Raw genomic sequence first — 22,875 nt, forward strand, 5'->3', positions numbered from 1 at the left:
GTGCACCCACTCCCCGGTGGTCCGCTCCCGGAACCGGGTCGGCAGCTCGCCGGGCGCGCCGCCGAACGCGGCGGTCGCGGGGGGCGGGTCGCTCCCCCGCGGCCGCCCGAGCGCACCGGCCCCGGGGCGGCGCCGCCCCCCCCCCCGCCCCCGGCCGGGGGACACCGAAGTCCTGTCGACGCCGCCGAGCCCGAACGGCGGCGTCGAGGTGAACCGGGCGGCGGCCGCGGGCCGCTTTCCGGCGAGGGGCGTCACACAGCAGGAAGGAGCTCCCGCGGAACCTCCTCGGATCATCGGTCGAGCCCTCGCGAGCGAGGGCCCGGTCGCCGGGCTGTGCCGGGCACCGGAGTCGTCCGGGGCGAACCGCCCTGGACGAACGCGATGCGAGGCGCGGCCCGCCGCCCGCGGGCGATCGGCGCACGTCGTGCTCCGACCGGAACCCGGATGATCGAGCGAGCAGGTGGGCATCCGCGGAGTCCCGTTCGACTCAGGCGACCAGCCCTCGTCTGAACCCGTGCGCCACCGCCTGTGCCCGATCGCGCACTCCGAGCTTCCGGAAGAGCCGACGGGCGTGGGTCTTGACGGTGTCCTCGGACAGGTAGAGCTCGCGGCCGATCTGGCCGTTGCTCTTCCCCTGACTCATCCCCCGCAGCACTTGCAGCTCGCGTTCGGTGAGCTGCACGCCCGGATCGGACGGCTGCCGCGGCGCGGGGACGGACGTGCTGGCCAAGGTGTGCGCCAGCGCGGCGACCAGCTCCGGCCGCGAGGCGTCCCAGCGCAGGTATCCGCGCGCACCGCCGGCGATGGCCGCCGCGATGCTGCCCGCGTCGTCCGGCGCACCGAAGACGATCACGTTGGCCTGGGGGTGGGCGGAGACGAGCCGCCTGGTGGCCTCGACACCGTTCGGCACCGCGCGTTGGGTGCCGACCAGCACGACGTCCACCGCTTGCCGCGCGAAGCGCGCGAGCAGCTCGTCACCGTGTGCTACGCAATCAATCCGGCTCACTCCTGGGACAGCAGACATCACGCGAGTGAGCCCTTCCCGGACGCTGCGTCGGTCATCACAGATCAGGACCGTCGTCACGGGAACTCCTTCCTGCAGGCGAGTGACGTTCCTCTTCCCCTATCGGACGCAGTGCGGCGAACCTTGACACGATCTAGTGCTGAATCCGTCCAGAGATCGGCTCACGCCACTCGTTCGAGATATTCACCGGAACGGAGCAGGGCCCGACGCGGGTGCGGGCGAGAGCCGATGTCACCCCTCGCTCAAGGCCCATACCTGCGATATTCACCCTGTTGTGGCCCTGTCGGGCGATCAGCCACCCGATCTCGCGACCCCCGGCATTCGGCGGAAACTTGCCATAAGTGATTTGCGTCACATGTCAATCGAGCACGACGCGAACGACGCCTTCCGCGGCCTCCGCGAGGTTCGAGACCGTCTCCGCATGCCCCGGCAACCGGCCCGGCGCCCAGCCCGATCCGGCGGCGAACACCCGGGCCCGCTGGCGCGTCCCGGGCAAGCCGGCGAGCAGTGCGGGCGCCGCGTAGTGCGGCTGCTCCGACCAGAGCACCACCACCGACGGCGCCGCCCGGCGCACCGCGGCGTTCAAGCCCTCCGGCGGCAGGCCCGCGCCGAACAACCGGATCCCCACGCCGCGGGCGGCCAGTTCGGCGGCCAGCGCGACCAGCTCCAGCTCCTGCTGCTCCCCCGGCACCGGCGCGAGCAGCACCGGGCGCGGGTTGCGCGGTTCGGGAGCGGTGGCCAGCACCGCGCGTAACGCGGTCGACGCGCTGTCGGCGAGCAGCCGCAGCGCTTCCACCCCGGTCCCGGTGTGCTGCCAGCGCCCGGTCACCGCGGTCAGCACCGGCGACAGCACCTCGGACCAGGTGGCGAGCACGCCGTGGTGCTCGATCGACTCGGCGAGCAGGCGCTGCTGGTGCCAGGCGTCCAGCGCGAGGACCGCCCGCCCCAGTCCCCGGGCGCGCGGTCCGGCACCGGTCAGGCGCAGACCCCGCCCGCCCGGGTTGGCGGCGGACGCGACGGGTTCCTCGTCCAGCGGGTCGAGCACGCCGGAGATGAGGACGGGTTCGGCGGTCGCGGGGGCGGCGGGCACCGCCGCGCCGTCCTCGTACCGGGGCAGCGGCGGGGTCGCGGCGAGCGCGTAGCGGGCGGCTTCGGCCGGGGACGCGCCGCGGAGCAGGGCTCGCTGCATCTGCTCCAGCCGGGCGACGTCCTCGGGCCCGTAGCGGCGGTGGCGCCCGGTGGCGTGGTCGGTGGGGCCCAGCCCGTAGCGGCGGTCCCAGGTGCGCAGGGTCGCGGGCGCGCCGCCGAGCCTGCGGGCGACGGCCGCGACGGAGAGGCGGGGCTCCTCCGGCTCGGCGGCGCCGGACGGTTCTGCCGCGCCGAGCAGTCCGGTGGCGAGCTCGGCGTCCGGCCGGTCGTCCGGTGCGCCGTCCGCGTCCGCTCCTCCCGACGTTCCCGACCGGTCTTCGGCGGTGGTGCCCGGATCCCCGTCCTGCCGGGCCGTCGGCTCCGTATCGCGACGGTGCCTGCCGCCCTCGCCGGCGGCTCGGTCCGCGCCCGCCTCCGCGATCTTGCGGTGGGCACCGTTCCGATCTTCGCCGGTGCCTGCGGCGCCGCCGGCGAGCGCAGGGCCGTCCGGGTGGTCGGCAAGTCGTGGATCAACCGCCCGGGCGGCGCCGTGCTGCCCGGACAGGGGTTCCTCCCGCATGGTCACGCGGTCATGTTCCGGATCGTGGCGGCCGGTGGCAAGCGGGTGCACCCGGATGCCACCGGTCAGAGATCACCCGTCAGTGAACAGCTTTCGGCGCGAAAGGGGTTGAACAAGTATTGGCGCGGTTCTACCTTGGATCATGCGAGGCCACGGCAGCCGCCGTGGCGGGGAGGGGATCCACCGGTGGGAGGTGGTTGTCGCAATGGCCGACACTCGACGTCTTCCAGGCCCGAACGCGGACATCTGGGACTGGCAGATCAAGGGTTCGTGTCGCGGGATGGACAGCGCGTACTTCTTCCATCCCGACGGCGAACGCGGCCCGGCACGGGCGCGGCGTGAGTCGAAGGCGAAAGAGGTGTGCCAGCACTGCCCGGTTCTGGACCAGTGCCGCCGGCACGCGCTGGCCGTGCAGGAGCCCTACGGGATCTGGGGTGGGCTTTCGGAGTCCGAGCGCGAAGTGATCATCAAGACCCGCAAGCGCCGGGTGGCCGCACTGGCCGGTTGAGACGCGACCGCCGCGCGAACGGCGGTGGCGGCGCCCGCACCGGGCGGGCCGAATCGGATGACTGCGAGGGGCGTCATCCGCTGCGGACCCCGGAGCGAGCGCGGAAACGAATCAGGGGCGACACCCGTGGGTGCCGCCCCTGACCCACGTCCTGCTCCGGCGGCAGGACCACCGGCCGGAGCCGTTCTCGGTACTCCTCGTCAGCGGTACCGCCGCTGAGCGCGACGACCTGGCCCGGTGACCGGGCCCCGCGGGCCCCGGCGGCCCCTCGCGAACCCGGCGCTTCCGCGTCGGTCCGCGGGAAACCGCCGGGCCGGAGTTCCTCGGGAGGTCAGTGGGAGTGGCCGTGGCCGTGGCCCGCGGCCTGCTCCGCTTCCTCCTCCGGCTTCTCCACCACGGCGCTCTCGGTGGTCAGCACCATGCGCGCGATGGAGGCCGCGTTGGCGACCGCGGAGCGGGTGACCTTCAGCGGGTCGACGATGCCCGGCTCGATCAGGTCGCCGAAGGTGAGGTCGGCGGCGTTGTAGCCGGCGCCCCAGTCGAGGTCGCGGACCTTGGAGACGACGACGGCGCCTTCCTGGCCCGCGTTGCTGGCGATCCAGAACAGCGGGGCTTCGAGCGCCTTGCGGACGAGCCGCACGCCGGTGGCCTCGTCACCGGTGAGGCCGAGGTCGCCCTCCAGCGCCTTGGACGCGTGGATGAGGCTGGAACCGCCGCCGGGGACGCTGCCCTCCTCGGCCGCCGCCTTGGACGCCGCGACGGCGTCCTCGATGCGGGACTTGCGCTCCTTGAGCTCGGTCTCGGTGGCCGCGCCGACCTTGATCACGGCGACGCCGCCGGCGAGCTTGGCGAGCCGCTCCTGCAGCTTCTCGCGGTCCCAGTCGGAGTCGCTGGCCTCGATCTCCTTGCGGATCTGCTCGACGCGGGCCTGCACGTCGTCCTTGCTGCCGTGGCCGTCGACGAGGATGGTGTCGTCCTTGGTGACGGTGACGCGGCGGGCGCTGCCCAGGACCTCGGGGCCGGCCTCGGAGAGCTTGAGCCCGACCTCGGGGGCGATGACCTGCGCGCCGGTGACGGCGGCGAGGTCGTCCAGGAACGCCTTGCGGCGGTCGCCGAAGTAGGGGGCCTTGACCGCGACGACCCGGAAGGTCTTGCGGATCGCGTTGACGACCAGGGTCGACAGCGCCTCGCCCTCGACGTCCTCGGCGATGATCAGCAGCGGCTTGCCGTTCTGGGCGACCTTCTCCAGCAGCGGCAGCAGGTCCTGGATGTTCGAGATCTTGTCCCGGTGCAGCAGGATCTGGGTGTCCTCCAGGACCGCTTCCTGCCGCTCCGCGTCGGTGACGAAGTACGGGGAGACGAAGCCCTTGTCGAACTGGACGCCCTCGGTGACCTCCAGCTCGGTGGCCAGCGTCGAGGACTCCTCGATGCTGATGACGCCGTCCTCGCCGACCTTCTCCATCGCCTCGCCGACCAGCGCGCCGATGTTCTCGTCGCGGGAGGAGACGGTGGCGATCTGGGCGATGTTGTCGCGGCCCTTGACCGGGGTGGCCTTGGCCTTGAGCGCCTCGACGACCGCGTCGGTGGCGGCCTGGATCCCCTTGCCCAGCGAGGCAGGGTTGGCGCCGGCGGCCAGGTTGCGCAGGCCTTCCTTGACCAGGGCCTGGGCCAGCACGGTCGCGGTGGTGGTGCCGTCGCCCGCGACGTCGTTGGTCTTGGTGGCGACGTTCTTGGCGAGCTGGGCACCGAGGTTCTCGTACGGGTCGTCGAGCTCGATCTCGCGCGCGATGGTGACGCCGTCGTTGGTCACCTGCGGGCCGCCGAACTGCTTGTCCAGCACCACGTGCCTGCCGCGCGGCCCGAGGGTCACCTTCACGGCGTCGGCGAGCTGGTTGACACCGCGCTCCAGCGCGCGGCGCGCCTGCTCGTCGAAGCTGATCTGCTTAGCCATGTTTCAACAGCCCTTCAGCATGGGGTGTTCGGAGGCCGGTCGTGGTCGCCCCGGCGCGAACTCGGTTCGACCCGGCGCGCCGGAGCGGTCCGGACGGCTGCCCGGTGGACCGCCCCGGTGCGGCGTCGGGTCGGCGGAGTCGCCGCATGCGTGCGGGCGCGACGTCCGGCCTGAGATAGACCACCGCCCCGGGGTCCCGGAGGCGGGACCACCGGGGCGGTGGGGTGCGCATGGTGCGGGTCGTCAGTTGACGACGGCCAGCACGTCGCGGGCGGAGAGGATCAGGTACTCCTCGCCGTTGTACTTGACCTCGGTGCCGCCGTACTTGGAGTAGATGACGACGTCACCTTCCTGCACGTCGACGGGGACGCGGTTGCCCTTGTCGTCGACGCGACCCGGGCCGACGGCCAGGACCTTGCCCTCCTGGGGCTTCTCCTTGGCGGTGTCCGGGATCACGATGCCGGACGCAGTGGTCGTCTCGGCTTCGCTCGCCTGGACAACGATCTTGTCCTCAAGCGGCTTGATGCTCGCCACGGTGTGACCTCCACCTTCTGGGGCCTGCGTAAGCGTTGGCTGTGGTTTGGGTGACGGCTCCGTGGCTCCCCGTCGTCGCGGGTGCCGGGGCGCAGCGGCGCCGTGCTGATTGGCACTCTACCCACGCGAGTGCCAAGCCTCAACAACCGGGCACCCGATCCGTCGTCACTCGATGGCGCGGAACGCGGATCGGCGAGCGGTGACCGGCCGCGGACGTGCGCGGCGCGCGCCCCGGTAGCGCGGAACTGATCTCCGGTGATCGCCCGGTCGTGCCGGCGGCCGATCTTGCCGGTGCGGAACCGTCGAGGTGGGCCCGGGTCGAGCTGGGACGGGTGGGCCGGGCGGCGGCGCGGCGCGGTCGCCGCCGACCGCCCCATGCTGCCGATCTTCGCAGGTAGATCGGCATGCGGGAAATGTCACCGGAACCCGAGGGCGGTTCACACCATCGAGGCGCTGTGGCTTAGGTTCTGCCGCATGGCTCCGACGAAGCCCACGAACCGTCCGTGGGAACGCCGCCCTCGCCCCTCTCGCCCACCCGGCCCGTCCGGGCCTCCCGGCCGGTCCGGCTGGCGCCCGCGCTGATCGCTCCTCCCGCTTCGCGGAAGGCCCTGCGGCGCGGTCGCGGTGATCAACAACCCGTCTTCGCCAGAAGTTAACCGGATGCCCACCGGGCGCGGATACCTTTCCACCCGTTCGAGTGAAGCCGAAAGCGGGCGCACGCCTGCTTCGACGTGCACCGAGCACGTCGGCCGCGGCGACCACCGAGGTCTCTGGGAGGACCGCCCGAATGCCCGACCCCACCACATCCCGATCCGTGTCCCGGCGCGCCGTGCTGCTCGGCGGCGCGGCCGCGCTGGGCGGCACCGCGCTCGCGGGAACCGCCCTCGCCGGACCGCTACCGCTGCGCGGCGCGGGCACCGGACGCCCGCTCCGCGACCCGTTCACCCTCGGCGTCGCCTCCGGCGACCCCGTTCCGGACGGCGTCGTGCTCTGGACCAGGCTCGCCCCCGACCCGACCGCCGACGACGGCCGCGGCGGCATGCCCGACAAGGTCGTCGACGTGCAGTGGGAGGTCGCCGAGAACGAGCGGTTCAGCCGCGTCGTGCGGCGCGGCCAGGCCCAGGCCGCACCGGAGCTCGGCCACAGCGTGCACGTCGAGCTCGAAGGACTGCGGCCCGGCGCCGAGTACTACTACCGGTTCCGCGCCGACGGCGCCGTGTCCCGCACCGGCTTCACCCGCACCGCCCCCGCGCCCGGCTCGCTCGACCCGCTGACCATGTGCTTCGCGTCCTGCGCGCACTTCGGCCAGGGCCACTTCACCGCCTACCGGCGGATGGCCGAGGACCAGCCCGGGCTGATCCTGCACCTCGGCGACTACCAGTACGAGTACGCCGCCGAGGACGACGACGTGCGACGGGTGCTCGGGCCGGAGACCCGAACGCTGGCGAACTACCGGCAGCGGCACGCCCAGTACAAGACCGACGCCGACCTGCAGCTCGCGCACGCCACCGCGCCGTGGATCGTCGTGTGGGACGACCACGAGACCGAGAACAACTGGGCCGGGGACGTGCCGGAGACGCCCGACGAGCACTTCCTCGACCGGCGCGCCGCCGCGTTCCAGGCGTACTACGAGAACATGCCGCTGCGCTCCTCGGCCAAGCCCGTCGGCGCCGACATGCGGCTGTACCGCCGGTTGGGCTGGGGCGGGCTGGCCACGTTCCACATGCTCGACACCCGCCAGTACCGCGACGACCAGCCCTGCGACGACGCCGGGAACGTGGACTGCGCGGAGCGGCTGGAACCGGACCGCACGATCACCGGCGCCGAGCAGGAGCGCTGGCTGCTGGACGGGCTCACCACCTCGCAGGCGCGCTGGGACGTGCTGGGGCAGCAGGTGTTCTTCTCCCGGCTGGACAACGACGTGGACGAGGGCGTCGCGTTCAGCACCGACTCGTGGGCGGGGTACGTGGCGAACCGGGACCGGATCGCCGCGGGGCTCGCGCAGGCGCGCAACGCGGTGGTGCTGACCGGCGACGTGCACCGGCACTGGGCCGCGGAGGTGCAGGCCGCGCACGAGGACCCGGACTCGGCGGTCGTCGGCACCGAGCTGGTCACCACCTCGATCACCAGCGGCGGCGACGGGGACGACGACCCGAAGTCGGCGGTGCTGGCGGAGAACCCGCACATCAAGTTCCACCGGAACCGCCGCGGCTACGTGCGCACCCGGTTCGGCGCGGACGAGCTGCGGGCGGACTTCCGGACGGTGCCGCACGTGACGGAACCGGGCGGCGCGGCGAGCACCGCGCGGAGCTTCACCGTCGCCGACGGCGAACCGAGGCTGCACGAGGCCTGATCCGCCGTGGGTGCCGTCCGGCGCGGTCCGGGCGGCACCCGTTCGGCCGCTGTCGGCGACCGGGCCGCGGCACGGCACACTTGCCCCGTGCGCAGGCGATGGTGTGGTGCGGCGGGTGCCGCGGTGGTGCTGGCCGCGCTGCCGTCGTGGTGGGTGCTGGCGCGCAGCCGCGGCCGGGTGCGGACGGTGGCCGACGTGCCCGCCGCCGAGGTCGCGCTGGTGCTGGGCGCCGGGGTGCGCCGCGACGGGCTGCCGAGCCGGATCCTGCAGGGCAGGCTCGCCGTCGCGGTGGAGCTGCACCGGGCGGGCCGGGTGCGGTGGATCCTGGTCAGCGGCAGCCCGCACTCCCGCGGGTACAGCGAACCGGTCGTGATGCGGGACTTCCTGCTGCGCCACGGGATTCCGGAGCGGGCGGTGGTGATGGACGAGTCCGGTGTGGACACCTGGGCGTCCTGCCGCGGCGCGGTCGCGGACTTCGGGCTGCACGCGGTGACCGTGGTGACCTCGAAGTTCCACCTGCGCCGGTCGATCGCGCTGTGCCGCCGGGCCGGGATGGACGCGTACGGGGTGGGGCACGACGCGGCGGCGGACGGGTTGCGCCGGGTGTCGGCGCGGGGTGCGCGGCGCGAGTTCCTGGCCGTGGCGAAGGCGTTCTGGTTCAGCCGGTGATGCGGCGCGGGCGGCGCGCCGGGTTCGCTGCTCCCGTGGTTCGCCCTGTCGGGGTTCGCCCTCACGTGGCCCACCCTGGTTCGCGGTCACGTGGCCAGCCTTGGTTCCCCCTCACGTGGCCTGCCCCGGTGTCGCGCTCCCGCCGCCTTCCCCGCCCTGGTTCGCCCGCCGAGGGGCACGCCGTCCGGACCGTGCGATCAACTGAGTCGATGATCAGTTCTCCTCTGCGATCGCGATCAGCACTTCCGCTTCCGCACTGACCGTTCCGCTTCCCAGCTCAGCTCTCCCCGGACGGAGCATTGCGAATTTCGCAACGCTCTTGCTAGCGTCACCGCGGCCCGCGCCGGGCCGACCGCGACAGGGAGGGCGCATGAACGAGGAAGTGATCATCACCGCCGCGTTGACGGGAGCGGGCGACACCGTCGGCCGCAGCGAACACGTACCGGTGACCCCCGAGCAGATCGCCGAGTCCGCCGTGCAGGCCGCCGACGCGGGCGCCGCCGTGGTCCACATCCACGTGCGCGACGTCGAGACCGGCCAGGGCTCCCGCGAGGTCCCGCTCTACCGCGAGGTCGTGCGCCGCATCCGCGAGTCCGGTGTGGACGTCGTCATCAACCTGACCGCCGGGATGGGCGGCGACCTGGTGATCGATCCGGACGACCCGCTCAAGCCCGTCGACGGCACCGACCTGGTCAACGGCCTGGACCGGCTGCCGCACGTCGAGGAGCTGCTGCCGGACATCTGCACCATGGACTGCGGCTCGCTGAACTTCGGCGAGGGCAGCCAGCTCTACATCAGCACGCCCGACATGCTGCGGGCCGGCGCGAAGCGCATCCAGGAGCTCGGCGTGAAGCCCGAGCTGGAGATCTTCGACACCGGGCAGCTGTGGTTCGCCACCAAGCTCATCGACGAAGGCCTCATCGACCCGCCGCCGCTGTTCCAGCTGTGCACCGGCATCCCGTACGGCGCCCCCGCCGACCCGGGCGTGTTGCAGGCGATGGTGAACATGCTGCCGGAGGGCGCCAACTGGGCGAGCTTCGCGATCGGCCGCAACCAGCTGCCATGGGTGGCGCAATCCGCGCTGCTCGGCGGCCAGGTCCGCGTCGGGCTGGAAGACAACCTCTACCTGAGCAAGGGCGTGAAGGCCACCAACGCGCAGCTCGTCGAGCGCGCCGTGACGATCATCGAGGGCATGGGCGCGCGGATCGCCACCCCCGACCAGGCGCGCGCGAAGCTCGGCCTGAAGCGGCGGACCTCCTGATGGCAGCCCCGGTGGCACCGGAAGCGGTGCGCGAGGTCGCCTGCATCGGCGCGGGCGTGATCGGCGGTGGCTGGGCGGCGCACTTCCTGGCGCGCGGTTACCGGGTGACGGCGTGGGACCCGGCGCCGGACGCGGCGGAGAAGCTGCGGCGGCTGGTGGACGCGGCATGGCCCGCGCTGACCGAACTGGGCCTGGCACCGGGCGCGGCCCGGGACGCGCTCACCGTCACCGCCACCCTGGAGGAAGCGGTCGCCGGCGCCGAGTTCGTGCAGGAGAGCGCCCCAGAGGACCTGGAGCTCAAGCAGGACCTGCTGGCCCGCATCGACGCGGCCACCCCGCCCGGCGTCGTGGTGTCCTCGTCCACCTCCGGCTACGGCATGACCGAGATGCAGCAGCGCTGCGCCACCCCGGAACGGCTCGTGGTCGGACACCCGTTCAACCCGCCGTACCTCATCCCGCTGGTGGAGGTCGTCGGCGGCGAGCGCACCGACCCGGAGGCGGTCACCTGGGCGTCCCGGTTCTTCGAGGTCGCCGGGAAATCGGTGATCACCATGGACCGCGAGGTGCCCGGGTTCATCGCGAACCGGCTGCAGGAGGCGCTGTGGCGGGAGGCGCTGCACATGGTCGCCGAGGGCGAGGCGACCGTGGAGCAGATCGACGCCTCCATCACCGAAGGCCCCGGGCTGCGGTGGCCGTTCCTCGGGCCCTGCCTGACCTTCCACCTCGCGGGTGGCGAAGGCGGCATGGCGCACATGCTCGACCACTTCGGGCCGTCGCTGAAGTCGCCGTGGACGCGGCTGGAAGCACCGGAGCTCACCACCGAGCTGCGGGACCGGATGGTGCAGGGCTGCGAGGAGACCGCCGACGGGCGCAGCATCGCCGAGCTGGTCGCCGACCGGGACCGCGCGGTCATCGCCGTGCTGCGCGCGGTGCGGGCCGTCCGGGGCGGTGGCGCGTGAGCGAGTTCCGGCAGCGGGTGCGGCCCGAGTGGATCGACTACAACGGGCACCTCAGCGAGGCCTACTACGTGCTGGTGTTCGGCTTCGCCACCGACGCGGTGATGGACGGGCTCGGCCTGGACGCCGCGTACCGGGAGACCGGCCGCTCGCTCTACACCGTGGAGGCGCACGTCCGCTACCTGCGCGAAGTCGGGCCCGACGCGGAGCTCGTGGTGACCTCGCGGATCGTCGGCGGCGGGCCGAAGAAGCTGGTGCTGTGCCACGAGATGGTGGTGGACGGGACGGTGGTGGCCACCGAGGAGCTGCTGGCGCTGCACGTCGATTCGGCGGCGGGCCGTTCGGTCCCGTTCCCGGACGAGATCGCGGCGCGCATCGCCGAGCGCACCGAGCGGGCGCCGGACTACGCGGGTCGCGCCATCGGCTGAGCGGGGAATCAACGGACCGTTCGTCCCATCCCGTTGGACCAACGGTCCGTTCACCCCGCCCGGTCCCGAGTCAACGGACCGTTCGTCCCATCCCGTTGGACCAACGGTCCGTTCACCCTGCCCGCCCCGGGTGCACGGACCGCCCGGTTGGACGAACGGTCCGCTCACCCCGAGCGGAGTGCGCGGGGTTCGTCGTGGCCGGGGTGCCGCCCGGCACCCGGGACACGTCGGTGACCTGGGGTGACGTAACCTTTTCGGCTGTGCTCGTCATCGCGCTGGACACTTCGACGCCCGCGGTCACCGCAGGGCTGGTCGCCTTGGACGGCGGCGGGCCCCGCCCCCTCGCGCAACGCGTGACGGTGAACGCCCGGGCGCACGGCGAACTGCTCACCCCGCACCTGATGGCGGCGGTCTCCGAGGCCGGTCACCGGCTGGCGGACGCGGACGCGATCGTCGTCGGCTCCGGGCCCGGTCCGTTCACCGGGCTGCGGGCGGGCATGGTGACGGCCGCCGCGCTCGGGCAGGCCCTGGACGTCCCGGTGCACCCGGTGTGCAGCCTGGACGCGATCGCCGCCGCGGTTCCGGAGACGGCCGCCGCGCAGGGCGTGGGGGCCGCCGGCGGCGCGCCGGGTGCCGCCGTGTCCGGCGCCGCCGCGGGCGGGATGCGGCTGCTGGTCGCCACGGACGCGCGCCGCAAGGAGGTGTACTGGGCGGCCTACGGCCCGGACCGGGAGCGCCTCACCGGCCCGCACGTGCACCGCCCGGCCGACGTGCCCGCGGAGATCGCCGAGCTGGACCTGGACTTCGCCGCGGGCGAGATGGCCTCGGCGCACGGCGACGTGTTCGGGCTGCCGGTCCTCGACACCGAGTACCCCACCCCCACCGGCCTGGTGGCGGCCGCGCGGCACGACCTGCACAGCGGGGAGGAACCGCTGCCGCTGGTGCCGATGTACCTGCGCCGTCCGGACGCCACCGCGCCCGGCCCGCGCAAGCAGGTCAGCCCGGAGGCGGCGTCATGAGCACCCCGTTCATCGCGAAGCTGCGGCGGAACGACCTGAAGCGCTGCGCCGAGCTGGAGCAGGTGCTGTTCCCCGGCGACGACCCGTGGTCGCTGGAGTCGTTCGCCGCCGAGCTGGACCGCGGCCACCACTACCTGGGCGCCTACGACGAGGCGGAGCAGCTGATCGGCTACGCCGGGCTGTCGCTGGCCGGACGGCCACCGGAGGTGGACGCGGAGGTGCACACCATCGGCGTCGATCCCGCGCACCAGGGCCGCGGGGTGGGACGGGCGCTGCTGCTGCGGCTGCTGGCCCGCGCCGACGAGCACCGCGCCACCACGTTCCTCGAAGTGCGCACCGACAACGACCCGGCGATCGAGCTGTACCGGAAGAACGGGTTCGAGATCGTCGGCCTGCGCAAGCGCTACTACCAGCCTTCGGGCGCGGACGCGCACACGATGCGCAGGCCCGCGGCCGACCCCACTGCGGAGGGAGGTGGTGCGTCATGACCACCACCGACCGGATCGTGCTCGGCATCGAGAGCTCCTGCGACGAGACCGGGGTCGGGCTGGTGCGGCTCGGCGCGGACGGCTCGGTGGAGCTGCTCGCGGACGCCGTGGCCTCCAGCGTCGACGAGCACGCCCGCTTCGGCGGCGTCGTGCCGGAGATCGCCAGCCGGGCGCACCTGACCGCGATGGCGCCCACGATGCGCCGCGCGCTGGACGAATCCGGGCTCGAACTGTCCGATGTGGACGCCATCGCGGTGACGGCGGGACCCGGCCTGGCCGGTGCGCTGATGGTGGGCGTCGCCGCCGCCAAGGCGTACTCGGTGGCGCTGGACGTCCCGCTGTACGGGGTGAACCACCTCGGCGGGCACGTCGCCGTGGACACCCTGCAGCACGGTCCGCTGCCGCCGCGCTGCCTGGCGCTGCTGGTCTCCGGCGGGCACAGCCAGCTCCTGCTGGTGGAGGGCATCGCGGAGCGGATCACCCAGGTCGGCTCCACCATCGACGACGCCGCCGGGGAGGCCTACGACAAGGTCGCCCGCATCCTCGACCTGCCGTACCCGGGCGGGCCGCCGATCGACGGGCTGGCCAAGCAGGGGAATTCGAAGGCGATCGCGTTCCCGCGCGGGCTGACCGGTCCGCGGGACGCGCGGCACGACTTCTCGTTCTCCGGGCTGAAGACCGCGGTGGCCCGCTGGGTCGAGGGCGAGCAGCGGGCGGGCCGGGAGATCCCGGTCGCCGACGTGTGCGCCTCGTTCCAGGAGGCCGTGGCGGACGTGCTCACGTTCAAGGCGGTGCGCGCGGCGCAGGACCTCGGGGTGGGCACGCTGGTGATCTCCGGTGGCGTGGCGGCGAATTCGCGGCTGTCCGCGCTGGCCGCGGAGCGGTGCGCGGCGGCGGGGATCGAGCTGCGGGTGCCGCGGCCCCGGCTGTGCACCGACAACGGCGCAATGATCGCTGTGCTCGGCGCGCACGTGGTGGCCGCGGGCGCGAAGCCGTCCCCGCTGGACCTCTCCGCCACGCCCGGCCTGCCGGTGGAGACGATCGTCCTGAGCTGACCGGCCCGCAGGGACGGACCCGGACAGCCAGTCGGACCGGACAGCCGGTCGAGCTGGCCAGCCGGTCGAACCCCGGACAGCCGGACGAGCCCGGCGACCGGTCAGCCGGACCGCTCCCGCAGCGAGTAGATCATGCCCTTGAGCAGCCGGAACGCCTCAGCCTGCTCCGCTTCGGTCAGCTCGCCGAGCATCCGGCGCTCGACGTCCCGGACGGCCGCGCTGGCCTGCTCCAGGCTGCGCCGGCCGCTGGGCGTGAGCCGCGCGGGCAGCGCCTTGCCGACCGGCGCCTCGGCGGGCCTGGTCACGTAGCCGTCGCGCTCCAGGTTCCGCAGCAGCACGTTCATCGACTGCCGCGTCACGAACGCGCCCCGCGCGAGCTCGGAGTTGGACAGGCCCGGCCGTTGCGCCAGCAGCTCCAGGCAGGAGTAGTGCGTGACGGTCATCCCGAGCGGCCGCAGCACCTCCTCCATGGCGGCGCGGAGCGTGCTCGACACCTCCTTGAGCAGGTAGCCCAGGGACGTCTCCAGCTCAACACCGGAACCACTCATGTCAGCATTCTGACATGAGTGGCTGCTTCTGTTGCCCAGCACTGGGGTGGCGGAACCTCAGCGGTTCCCTCGCTGCGGGATCTTTTTCCCAAGTGGCTCCGCCACGAGGGAAAAAGCTGTCCTCGCGAGGGAACCGCTGAGAACCCGCTGGTGGTCACCTTGCTCTGGTGGTCGGCGGCTCAGCGGCTTCGCCGCTGACGGGAAACGGACACGACTGCGGGGCACGGGTGGAAATCAGCGGACCGGTAGCTCAGAACTCGCGGCCACACCGGGAACGCGGGCAGCTAGGGAACCGCTGAGGTTCCGCTACCCGAGCCCTGCGCAAACCGAGTTCGAAGACGGAGAGACCTCCTCCACCGGGATCCACAGCTCGGCTTCGCCGCGGGTGCCGTCCTCGGACACCTCGGTGCGGAGGAGTTCCGGGCCGGGCCTGCTGCGGTAGGGGTTCGACGGGAACCACTCGGTGTAGACGTCGCGCCACAGGTACTGGATCGCGTGCGGGAACTCGCCGGAGACCTCGAACACCGCCCAGGCCCCGGCGAGGACGGCCAGCGAGTCCAGGTCGTCCGGACCGGGATCCCGGGTCACCGCCCCGTGGTAGTAGTCGAGCGTGGTTCCCTCGGCACGGCTGTCGTCCAGGTCGTCGGTGGCGGCGATGATGCCCGCCGGTTCCTGGTCGGACAGGGCGGCGATGCGCCGCAGCTCGTCCGGGCCGATGCCGCGGACGTGCTCGACGATCGCCGGGTTGGGGCCTTCGTGCACGAGCGGTACCCGGGCCCTCCGGCCGACGACGTGGAACGCCTCGCGGCGCACGATGCGGTAGCGCATCTCGCTGCTCCCTTCGACGGTGAGCCGGAAGGAGATCCGTTGCTGGGACCGCAGCGCGGCGCCGTCGCGGCGGGCTTCGCCGGGGCCGACGCCGTGCACCGCGCGGAACGCCCGCGCGAACGCCTCCGCCGAGCCGTAGCCGTACCGGACGGCGATGTCCAGCAGCGTCCGCCGCCCGGCGAGCACTTCCGCCCCGGCGAGGGTGAGCCGCCTGCGCCGCAGGTACTCCGAGAACGGCATGCCCGCCAGCGCGGAGAACATCCGCCGGAAGTGGTACTCGGAGGTGGCCGTGATCCGCGCGAGCTCGCCCACGTCGACGGTGTCGCCGAGGTGCTCCTCCGCGTGGTCCAGGGCCGCGTTCAGCCGATCCAGCACCGGGTCCTCCTTCCTCCTGGTGCGCACCACGCTAGGTCGGCGGTGCCGCGGCGCACCCGACTTCCGGTGCCCGCTCCGATCGGTCGGCGGAAAGCCAGGCCGGTCGGGCGGAAAGCCCGGCCGGGCAGCGGCAATCCCTGCCGCTCGGCGGAAACGGCCGCTCAGCGGAAGGCCGCCGCCAGCGCGGTGTCGGCGTCGGGACCGGACGCGGCGGCGAGCTCGGCGGCGGTGTCCGCCGGGACCCCGCAGTCGAGCAGCACGGCCCGCGCGTACTCCGGCGGCACCGCGGCGGACCAGCGGCGCACCAGATCGGCGTGCCCGTCGGCGGTGGCGGTGCCGTGCAGCCGCAGCCGCGCCATGCCGCCGTCCGGGTGCACGTCGAGCCGCACGTGGGTGAACTCGGCGCCGGAGTGCAGCCGGAACCGGTGCCGGGTGTCGGGTTGCAACCGGGTGCGCGGCAGGATCTCCCGCCACGCCGCGGGATCCGCCGGATCGGCCACCCGTCCGTCCACACCGGACAGAGTCGCCCAGCCGGGCGCGTTGCCGACGAAGTGGCTGGTGTCGAGCTCGGCGGCGGTGAGCACGCCGGCGGCGGCGAGCCCCACCTCCACCCAGTCGTTGCCGTCGTCGCGGCGCCGCGCGGTCTCCCAGCCCTCGCCCATCACGGCGGCCCGGCCGGGCGCGAGCAGGTTCGACAGCGAGCTGTAGAACATGTTGCTGCACCCGGTGACGTGCCCGCCGTGCTCCAGCGCGGCCAGGTCGAACTCGCCGCGCGCCCACCGCGGGTCGGCGACGGGTTCGCCGCGGGCGCGCAACCGGGCGATGCCGCCGTCCGGGTGCATGCACAGCTTCAGGTGGGTGCAGCGCAGCGCGGTGTCCACGTCGAAGGAGTTCTCGGTGTCGCCGCGGACCGGCGAGGCGGGCAGCAGCTCCACCCAGTCGGCGTCGAGGAGTTCCGCCGGGCTCGGGTAACCGTCCACGGCCGCGCCCTGCACGGACACCTCGGGCGGGTAGTTGCCCGTGAAGAACGCGGTGTCCACCACGAGCCGCCGCACGATCCCGGGCAGCCCGAGGCGGATCAGCGCGAAGTCGTGGCCCGGTTCGCGACGCCGCCGGGTCTCCCACCCGTCGTAGACCTGTCCTTTGTGGCCGAACGTGTAGGGCTGGTAGGCGGGCGCGGCGGGTTTGATCAGGTTCTCGCGTTCGGCGAACAGCTCGTCGTTGGCGTGCACGACGGCGCCGCCGACGGCGCGCGAGGCGAGGTCGGGCAGCGCGGACCGGTCGTTCATGCTTCTCCCCTGCTCAGCAACGTTCCTCGTGGTGGGCCTGCGACGTCGACGGGTTCGCCGCGCAGCCAGGTGCGCCGGACGCGTCCGGCGAGCGCGCGGCCCTGGTAGGCGGTGACGGGGTTGCGGTGGTGCAGTCCGGCGGCGGCGACGACGAAGGCGTCGTCGGGGGCGAACGCGCACAGGTCGGCGTCGGCGCCCGGTTCGACGGCGCCCTTGCGGTGCAAACCGGCGATCTCCGCGGTGCGCCCGGCCATCCAGCGCACCACGTCCGCCAGCCCGTGCCCGCGCAGCCGGGCCTGCGTCCACACCGCGGCCAACCCCAGCTGCAGGCTGGACACGCCGCCCCAGGCGACGCCGAAGTCGCCGGTGTCGAGCCGCTTCAGCTCCGGCGTGCAGGGCGAGTGGTCGCTGACGACGCAGTCGATGGTGCCGTCGGCGAGCCCCTGCCAGAGCCGTTCGCGGTTGGCCGCTTCGCGGATCGGCGGGCAGCACTTGAACTGGGTGGCGCCGTCCGGGATCTCCTCGGCGGTGAAGCAGAGGTAGTGCGGGCAGGTCTCCACGGTCACCCGCACCCCGTCCGCCTTCGCGGCGGCGATCATCGGCAGCGCGTCCGAGGAGGACAGGTGCAGCACGTGCACCCGCCCGCCGGTGCGCCGCGCCAGGTCGAGGACCTGGGCGATGGCCACGTCCTCCGCGCCGCGCGGGCGGGAGGCGAGGAAGTCGCGGTAGTGCTCGCCGTGCGGGCTGGGTGCGGCGTCGATCGCTGCCGAGTTCTCGGCGTGCACGATCAGCAGCGCGTCGCGGGTCGTGAGCTCGGCCAGCGCCGCTTCCAGCCCGGCGGGGTCCAGCGGCGGGAACTCGTCGACGCCGGAGTGCAGCAGGAAGCTCTTGAACCCGAACACCCCGGCGTCGTGCAGCGGCCCGAGGTGCGCCCGGTTGCCGGGGATCGCACCGCCCCAGAAACCGACGTCCACGTGCACCCTGCCGCGCGCGGATTCCCGCTTCACCGCGAGGGATTCGGGGTCGACGGTCGGCGGGAGGCTGTTCAGCGGCATGTCCAGCAGCGTGGTGATGCCGCCCGCGGCGGCGGCGCGGGTGGCGGTCGGGAAGCCCTCCCACTCGGCGCGGCCGGGGTCGTTGACGTGCACGTGGGTGTCGACGAGGCCGGGCAGCAGCACCTCGTCGTCGGCGAGCTCCACGGTGCGCGCGGCGGGCGGCGGCGCGTCGTGCGGTGCGACGGCGGCGATGCGTCCGTCGCGAACGGCGACGCTGCCCGCGGTCTCGCCGCGCGGGCCGATGAGGCGCCGCGCGCGGATCACCACGTCGTACGGGTCGTCGGGCACCGCAACCTCCTGTTCGTCGTTCCGGGGGCGGGGTTCGGGGGCGGGGTCAGGCTCCGCTGATCGGCCAGCCGGTGATCTCCTTGGGCAGCGGCGCGGCCCAGCCCCCCACCTTCGAGGTGCTGAGGCCCTGCCGCACCAGCAGTTCCGCGAGCCCGACCGCCGCGGGGACGCCGTCGACGACGGGTACGCCCGCGGCGTCGCGCACCTGTTCGGCGAGGCCCGCCATGCCCGCGCAGCCGAGGCAGACCACCTCGGCGCCGTCTTCGCGGACGGCGCGCACGGCTTCGGCGGCGAGCCGGTCCCTGGCGCGTTCCGGATCGGCCTCCAGTTCCAGCACGGCCATCCCGGTGGCGCGCACCGAGGCGCACCGCGAGCCCAGCCCGGTCAGCGCGAGCCGGTCGGTGATCTGGCCGGTGGTGCGCGTCAGCGAGGTGACGACGGAGAACCGGCGGCCGAGCAGGCTCGCGGTGTGCGCGGCGGCTTCGGTGATGTCCACGACGGGCACGTCGAACAGCTCCGCGAGCCCTTCCTTGCCGTGCTCGCCGAACCCGGCCAGCACCACCGCGTCGAAGGGTTCGGGCACGGCCCGCACCCGGTCCATCACGGCGACCGCGGCCAGGTAGCTCTCGAAGTTCCCCTCCACCGAGGGCGGGCCGAAGCGCGGGGTGACGGCGAGGACCTCGGTGCCGGGTGCGGCGATCGCGACGGCCTGCGCCCGGATCACCTCGGTCACGGCTTCGGTGGTGTTGACGTTGGCAACGACGATCCGCACGTGCTCTCCTTCGCTGCTTGTCCTGGGACTCGGTTTGCGGGGCGCTGGGGTGGCGGAACCTCGGCGGTTCCGCTGCTCAGGTGGTCGGCGGCTCAGCGGCTTCGCCGCTGACGGGAAGAAGACACCGCCCGCCCCCGCGGCACGGGTGGCTGCGGTCAGTGGATTCCTTCTGCGGTGGTGTTCCGCGCGAGGTGGTCTCCTGGGACGTCGGTGAAGTCGCGGCCGCGGTCGGCGATCAGGTGGTAGAGCCCGCCGCCGAGCAGCGCGCTGATGAACCAGGAGAACGAGGACAGCACCGCGAACGCGGGCACCACGGCGAGCGCGATGCCGACCGCCGAGGCGGGCAGCAGCGCGGCGACGGCCCGCGGGTTCACGCCCCGCCGGTAGGCGTACTCGCCGGCGGGATCCTCGGTGTAGAGGTCGGGCACGTTGATCCGGCCGCGCCGCAGCAGCCAGTAGTCCACGATGATCACGCCGAACAGCGGCCCGAGCACCGCGCCGAGCCCGCCGAGGAAGTACTCCACGGTGGCGGGGCTGCCGTAGAGGTTCCACGGCAGCACCACCACGGCGAGCACCGCGCTGATCAGCCCGCCGCGCCGGAAGCCGATGTGCTTCGGCGCGAGGTTGGCGAGGTCGTAGGCGGGCGAGACGAAGTTCGCGACGATGTTCACGCCGATGGTCGCGAGCGCGAACAGCAGCGCGCCGACGACGAGCACGAAGGTGTTCGGCACCTTCGCGATGATCTCCGCCGGGTCGGTGATGATCTCGCCGAACAGGGTGTGCGTCCCGGCGGTGACGATGATGGACACCATCGCGAAGGCGGTGAAGTTCACCGGCAGGCCCCAGAAGTTCCCGCGCACGACCGATTTCCGGTCCGGCGCGAACCGGGAGAAGTCGCAGAAGTTGAGCATCAGCGTGCCGTAGATGGCGATGGTGAGCCCGGCCGCGCCGAGCACTTCCCACCACATCGCGGTGCCGCTGAGCGCGTTCGGCGGGTTCCAGGAGATCCGCCCGCCCGCGAGGACCAGCACCCAGATCGCCATCGCGAGCATCACGACCCACACGATCGGCCCGGCCCAGTCCTGGAACCGGCGGATGATCTCCATGCCGAAGCTGAGGATCACCAGCTGCACCGCCCACAGCGCGAGGAAGCAGATCCAGCCGAGGCTGGAGAGCCCGAGGATCGAGTCCTGCGCGTAGGGGGTGAGCGCGGGTTCGATGCGCAGCACCAGCACGACGACGGCGAGCGAGGCCAGGTAGGTCTGGATGCCGTACCAGGCGATGGCGACGACGGCGCGGATCAGCGCGGGCAGCTGCGCGCCGTGCACGCCGAAGGAGATCCGCGCCATCACGGGGAACGGGACGCCGGTGCGCTGCCCCATGCGGCCCATCAGGTTCATGCCCCAGAACACGACGAGGATGCCGAGCAGCAGCGCGATCAGCGACGGCAGCGCGCCGAGCCCGAGGGCGAACAGGCCGGCGGCGAAGGTGTAGTTGCCGATGTTGTGCACGTCGTTCATCCACAGCGCGAAGATGCTGTAGGTCTTCCAGCGGCGTTGTGCGGGCGGGGCCAGATCGGCGTTGTAGAGCCGGGGGCTGGGGGCTCCCGGCGTGGTGGCGGCTTCGGCACGATCCGGGGACATGGCCGCTCCGGTTCCACATAGCGGAAGTATACTTGGACGTATACGGAAAAGTAGGCCGGTTCCCGCCCCCGGTCAACCACCACGTCCCCGAGATGAGCCCCACCAGACCGGGCACACGCGGGCCACCCCGTGGAAGCAACTCAGGTGAGCGGCCCGCTCACCGCGCCGGGATCGGCGGGCGGGCCACTCACCTGGACGAGAAGAGCTCAGAAGAGCATCTTGTCGAGGACCATCGTTCTGCTGGCCCGAACATGTCCGAGCGCGAGCTCGGCGGCCCGGTCGCCGTCACCGCCGGCGATGGCGGCGTGCAGCTCGTCGTGCTCCCGGCACACCCGCTCCGGCTCCAGGTTGAGCCGGAACAGCCAGGCGAGCCTGCCGTGCAGCGGCTCCAGCACCGAGGCGAGCAGCGCGTTCCCGGACAGCGCCACGATCCGGTCGTGGAACTCGGTGTTGGCCGCGGACATCGCGTCCACGTCCCCGCCCGCCCACGCCCGCCGGGCGCGTTCGGCGAGCACGCCGAGCCGGTCGGCGACGTCCGCGGAGGCGCGGGACGCGGCTAGCCGGGCGGCGAGCGCTTCGAGGGCTTCGCGGACGTCGAACAGCTCCTCGACCTGCGCGCGGTCGAGGCTGCGCACGAACACGCCGCGCCGGTTCGGCGCCACGTCCACGAGCCCTTCGCTCTGCAACATGCGGATCGCTTCGCGCACCGGCACCCGGGAGACGCCGAACTCGGCGGCGATCTCCTGCTCGTAGAGCCGGTCGCCGGGCCGGAGGCGGCCGTCGCTGATGCGGTCCTGCAACGCCCGCCGCACCTGCTCGCGCAGCGGCGTCCGGCCGTTCACGGCATCCGCCACCGGCGCACCCCTCCCCCGAGTTCCCGCCCCCACTCTACGAACCCGGGGCGGTCCGGCCCCGCCCGCCACGCCCCGCGGTCCCGTCAGCCGCGGAGCCGCCGACCACGCGGAACGCGGCGGGCCGCGGACTTGTTCAGGCGAGCCACTTCGCCGCGATGTGCCGGGCGAGCTGCGGCAGCAGGTCGGCCGCCTCGCGGATGCAGCGCTGCGGGTCGGGTTCGACGTCGGTGAGCGCGAAGACGTCGGCGAACCCGGCGTCGCGGAGCCGTTCCGGCGCGAGCGAGCAGCGCCCGGCGACGGCGATGGCGGGCACTCCGGCGGCGGCGGCCCTGGTGGCGACGGCGGCGGGCCCCTTGCCGTGCAGCGTCTGCTCGTCGACGGACCCCTCACCGGTGAGCACGAGCCCGGCGCCGGGCAGCGCGGCGTCGAAGCCGACGAGTTCGAGCACGAGGTCCGCACCGGGGCGCTGCCGCGCGCCGAGGACGGCGAGCGCGGCGTAGCCGACGCCACCGGCGGCCCCGGCCCCCGGCTCGTCGGCGGCCTCGCGCCCGCCTGCGCGGGTGACGGCACCGGACCAGCTGCGCAGCGCGGCGTCGAGCAGCCGCACCTGGGTGGGGTCGGCGCCCTTCTGCGGCCCGTACACGTGCGCGGCGCCGCGCTCCCCGAGCAGCGGGTTGTCCACATCGGACGCGAGCACGATGTCGGCGTCGGCGAGCCGCGGGTCCAGCCCGCTGAGGTCGACCTCGGCGAGCTCGACGAGCCCGCCGCCACCGGGGGGCAGCGGACGTCCGGCGTCGGCGAGCAGCCGGGCGCCGAGCGCGGCAAGCATGCCCGCGCCGCCGTCGGTGCAGGCGCTGCCGCCGACACCGAGCACGATGGTGCGCGCGCCCGCGTCGAGGGCGGCGCGGATCAGCTCTCCGGTGCCGAAGCTGGAGGCGGTCATCGGCGCGAGTTCCCTGGTGGGCAGCAGCGCGAGCCCGGACGCGGAGGCGAGCTCGACGACGGCCTGGTCCCCGAGGAGCGCGAAGTCGGCGGCGAGCGGCGCCCCGACGGGCCCGGTGACGCGCGCCTGCATCCGCCGGTACCCGGTCGCGATCGCGGCGTCGACGGTGCCGTCCCCGCCGTCGGCGATGGGCGCGAGCCGCACCTCGACGCCGGGCAGTCCCGCGGCGAGCGCGTTCGCCACCTCGGGGGCGGTGAGCGACCCCTTGAACTTGTCCGGCGCGATCAGGACGGGACCGGGCACAGTGCTCTCCCTCGGGCTTGCGG

The 22,875-nt window shown here is 73.4% G+C and carries 22 protein-coding genes; 9 read left to right on the plus strand and 13 right to left on the minus strand.

Annotated features, from left to right (window positions below):
- From LCD33_RS07650 to LCD33_RS29185, 3 genes are all read right to left on the minus strand, one after another.
- A partial coding sequence (locus tag LCD33_RS07650; RefSeq protein WP_224977653.1) for a hypothetical protein occupies positions 1–255 on the minus strand: 255 nt, incomplete at its 3' end.
- A 232-nt stretch (positions 256–487) separates the two neighbouring features.
- Entirely contained in the window at positions 488–1,084 is a 597-nt protein-coding gene (locus LCD33_RS07655; RefSeq protein ID WP_184483053.1) for a response regulator transcription factor, read from the minus strand.
- 298 nt (positions 1,085–1,382) lie between these two features.
- A complete protein-coding gene (locus tag LCD33_RS29185; RefSeq protein WP_304612887.1) occupies positions 1,383–2,732 on the minus strand; it encodes a MerR family transcriptional regulator in 1,350 nt (449 codons plus the stop codon).
- Positions 2,733–2,937: 205 nt separating this feature from the next.
- Between LCD33_RS29185 and LCD33_RS07665 the strand changes: the two genes are divergently transcribed.
- Entirely contained in the window at positions 2,938–3,240 is a 303-nt protein-coding gene (locus LCD33_RS07665; RefSeq protein WP_224956128.1) for a WhiB family transcriptional regulator, read from the plus strand.
- 331 nt (positions 3,241–3,571) lie between these two features.
- Here LCD33_RS07665 and groL read toward each other — a convergent pair whose 3' ends face one another.
- Positions 3,572–5,191: a chaperonin GroEL gene (gene groL, locus LCD33_RS07670; protein ID WP_224956129.1), complete on the minus strand. Its 1,620-nt coding sequence runs from the start codon at positions 5,189–5,191 to the stop codon at positions 3,572–3,574.
- A 243-nt stretch (positions 5,192–5,434) separates the two neighbouring features.
- Positions 5,435–5,725, minus strand: a complete 291-nt coding sequence (gene groES / locus LCD33_RS07675; RefSeq protein WP_184483059.1) for a co-chaperone GroES — start codon at positions 5,723–5,725, stop codon at positions 5,435–5,437.
- 787 nt (positions 5,726–6,512) lie between these two features.
- Between groES and LCD33_RS07680 the strand changes: the two genes are divergently transcribed.
- From LCD33_RS07680 to tsaD, 8 genes are all read left to right on the plus strand, one after another.
- Positions 6,513–8,078, plus strand: coding sequence for an alkaline phosphatase (locus LCD33_RS07680; protein WP_224968002.1), 1,566 nt, complete (start codon positions 6,513–6,515; stop codon positions 8,076–8,078).
- A gap of 87 nt (positions 8,079–8,165) precedes the next feature.
- On the plus strand, positions 8,166–8,747 hold the full coding sequence (locus tag LCD33_RS07685) for a vancomycin high temperature exclusion protein (protein WP_224962372.1): 582 nt from the start codon (positions 8,166–8,168) through the stop codon (positions 8,745–8,747).
- 370 nt (positions 8,748–9,117) lie between these two features.
- Positions 9,118–10,008, plus strand: coding sequence for a 3-keto-5-aminohexanoate cleavage protein (locus tag LCD33_RS07690; protein WP_224962374.1), 891 nt, complete (start codon positions 9,118–9,120; stop codon positions 10,006–10,008).
- A complete protein-coding gene (locus tag LCD33_RS07695; protein WP_224968000.1) occupies positions 10,008–10,967 on the plus strand; it encodes a 3-hydroxyacyl-CoA dehydrogenase NAD-binding domain-containing protein in 960 nt (319 codons plus the stop codon). The genes LCD33_RS07690 and LCD33_RS07695 overlap by 1 nt, the downstream gene beginning before the upstream one ends.
- The gene (locus tag LCD33_RS07700) at positions 10,964–11,392 is read left to right on the plus strand and encodes a thioesterase family protein (RefSeq protein WP_224962378.1); all 429 of its coding nucleotides are present in this window, start codon (positions 10,964–10,966) and stop codon (positions 11,390–11,392) included. The genes LCD33_RS07695 and LCD33_RS07700 overlap by 4 nt, the downstream gene beginning before the upstream one ends.
- A 260-nt stretch (positions 11,393–11,652) precedes the next feature.
- A complete protein-coding gene (tsaB, locus tag LCD33_RS07705; protein ID WP_224977654.1) occupies positions 11,653–12,411 on the plus strand; it encodes a tRNA (adenosine(37)-N6)-threonylcarbamoyltransferase complex dimerization subunit type 1 TsaB in 759 nt (252 codons plus the stop codon).
- On the plus strand, positions 12,408–12,899 hold the full coding sequence (rimI, locus tag LCD33_RS07710) for a ribosomal protein S18-alanine N-acetyltransferase (RefSeq protein WP_224962382.1): 492 nt from the start codon (positions 12,408–12,410) through the stop codon (positions 12,897–12,899). The genes tsaB and rimI overlap by 4 nt, the downstream gene beginning before the upstream one ends.
- A complete protein-coding gene (gene tsaD, locus LCD33_RS07715; RefSeq protein WP_224962384.1) occupies positions 12,896–13,954 on the plus strand; it encodes a tRNA (adenosine(37)-N6)-threonylcarbamoyltransferase complex transferase subunit TsaD in 1,059 nt (352 codons plus the stop codon). Before rimI ends, tsaD begins: the two co-directional genes overlap by 4 nt.
- A gap of 101 nt (positions 13,955–14,055) precedes the next feature.
- Here tsaD and LCD33_RS07720 read toward each other — a convergent pair whose 3' ends face one another.
- The 8 genes from LCD33_RS07720 to LCD33_RS07755 form a co-directional block, all read right to left on the minus strand.
- Positions 14,056–14,502, minus strand: a complete 447-nt coding sequence (locus tag LCD33_RS07720; protein WP_224962386.1) for a MarR family winged helix-turn-helix transcriptional regulator — start codon at positions 14,500–14,502, stop codon at positions 14,056–14,058.
- A 306-nt stretch (positions 14,503–14,808) separates the two neighbouring features.
- Positions 14,809–15,705, minus strand: a complete 897-nt coding sequence (locus LCD33_RS07725) for a helix-turn-helix domain-containing protein (RefSeq protein ID WP_224977655.1) — start codon at positions 15,703–15,705, stop codon at positions 14,809–14,811.
- A 161-nt stretch (positions 15,706–15,866) separates the two neighbouring features.
- The gene (gene alc, locus LCD33_RS07730; protein WP_224977656.1) at positions 15,867–16,994 is read right to left on the minus strand and encodes an allantoicase; all 1,128 of its coding nucleotides are present in this window, start codon (positions 16,992–16,994) and stop codon (positions 15,867–15,869) included.
- Entirely contained in the window at positions 16,991–18,337 is a 1,347-nt protein-coding gene (gene allB / locus LCD33_RS07735; RefSeq protein WP_224977657.1) for an allantoinase AllB, read from the minus strand. Before allB ends, alc begins: the two co-directional genes overlap by 4 nt.
- 46 nt (positions 18,338–18,383) lie before the next feature.
- A complete protein-coding gene (locus LCD33_RS07740) occupies positions 18,384–19,109 on the minus strand; it encodes an aspartate/glutamate racemase family protein (RefSeq protein WP_224969028.1) in 726 nt (241 codons plus the stop codon).
- A 155-nt stretch (positions 19,110–19,264) separates the two neighbouring features.
- Complete coding sequence (locus LCD33_RS07745) at positions 19,265–20,752, minus strand: NCS1 family nucleobase:cation symporter-1 (protein ID WP_224963258.1); 1,488 nt, start codon at positions 20,750–20,752, stop codon at positions 19,265–19,267.
- 206 nt (positions 20,753–20,958) lie between these two features.
- Complete coding sequence (locus LCD33_RS07750; protein WP_224969026.1) at positions 20,959–21,606, minus strand: GntR family transcriptional regulator; 648 nt, start codon at positions 21,604–21,606, stop codon at positions 20,959–20,961.
- Between the two features lie 133 nt (positions 21,607–21,739).
- Positions 21,740–22,852: a glycerate kinase gene (locus LCD33_RS07755; RefSeq protein WP_224962273.1), complete on the minus strand. Its 1,113-nt coding sequence runs from the start codon at positions 22,850–22,852 to the stop codon at positions 21,740–21,742.
- Between the last annotated feature and the right edge of the window lie 23 nt (positions 22,853–22,875).

The sequence above is a fragment of the Saccharopolyspora sp. 7B genome (assembly GCF_020177435.1).
GTDB classification, from domain to species: Bacteria; Actinomycetota; Actinomycetes; order Mycobacteriales; family Pseudonocardiaceae; genus Saccharopolyspora_C; species Saccharopolyspora_C gregorii.

What these genes read in the sequence shown, in the direction of transcription:
- tsaD (WP_224962384.1), top strand. Translation starts at nt 12,896, where the DNA reads ATGACCACCACCGACCGGATCGTGCTCGGCATCGAGAGCTCCTGCGAC.
- LCD33_RS07720 (WP_224962386.1), bottom strand. Translation starts at nt 14,502, where the DNA reads ATGAGTGGTTCCGGTGTTGAGCTGGAGACGTCCCTGGGCTACCTGCTC.
- LCD33_RS07690 (WP_224962374.1), top strand. Translation starts at nt 9,118, where the DNA reads ATGAACGAGGAAGTGATCATCACCGCCGCGTTGACGGGAGCGGGCGAC.
- LCD33_RS07680 (WP_224968002.1), top strand. Translation starts at nt 6,513, where the DNA reads ATGCCCGACCCCACCACATCCCGATCCGTGTCCCGGCGCGCCGTGCTG.
- rimI (WP_224962382.1), top strand. Translation starts at nt 12,408, where the DNA reads ATGAGCACCCCGTTCATCGCGAAGCTGCGGCGGAACGACCTGAAGCGC.
- LCD33_RS07695 (WP_224968000.1), top strand. Translation starts at nt 10,008, where the DNA reads ATGGCAGCCCCGGTGGCACCGGAAGCGGTGCGCGAGGTCGCCTGCATC.
- LCD33_RS07745 (WP_224963258.1), bottom strand. Translation starts at nt 20,752, where the DNA reads ATGTCCCCGGATCGTGCCGAAGCCGCCACCACGCCGGGAGCCCCCAGC.
- alc (WP_224977656.1), bottom strand. Translation starts at nt 16,994, where the DNA reads ATGAACGACCGGTCCGCGCTGCCCGACCTCGCCTCGCGCGCCGTCGGC.
- LCD33_RS29185 (WP_304612887.1), bottom strand. Translation starts at nt 2,732, where the DNA reads ATGCGGGAGGAACCCCTGTCCGGGCAGCACGGCGCCGCCCGGGCGGTT.
- LCD33_RS07665 (WP_224956128.1), top strand. Translation starts at nt 2,938, where the DNA reads ATGGCCGACACTCGACGTCTTCCAGGCCCGAACGCGGACATCTGGGAC.
- groL (WP_224956129.1), bottom strand. Translation starts at nt 5,191, where the DNA reads ATGGCTAAGCAGATCAGCTTCGACGAGCAGGCGCGCCGCGCGCTGGAG.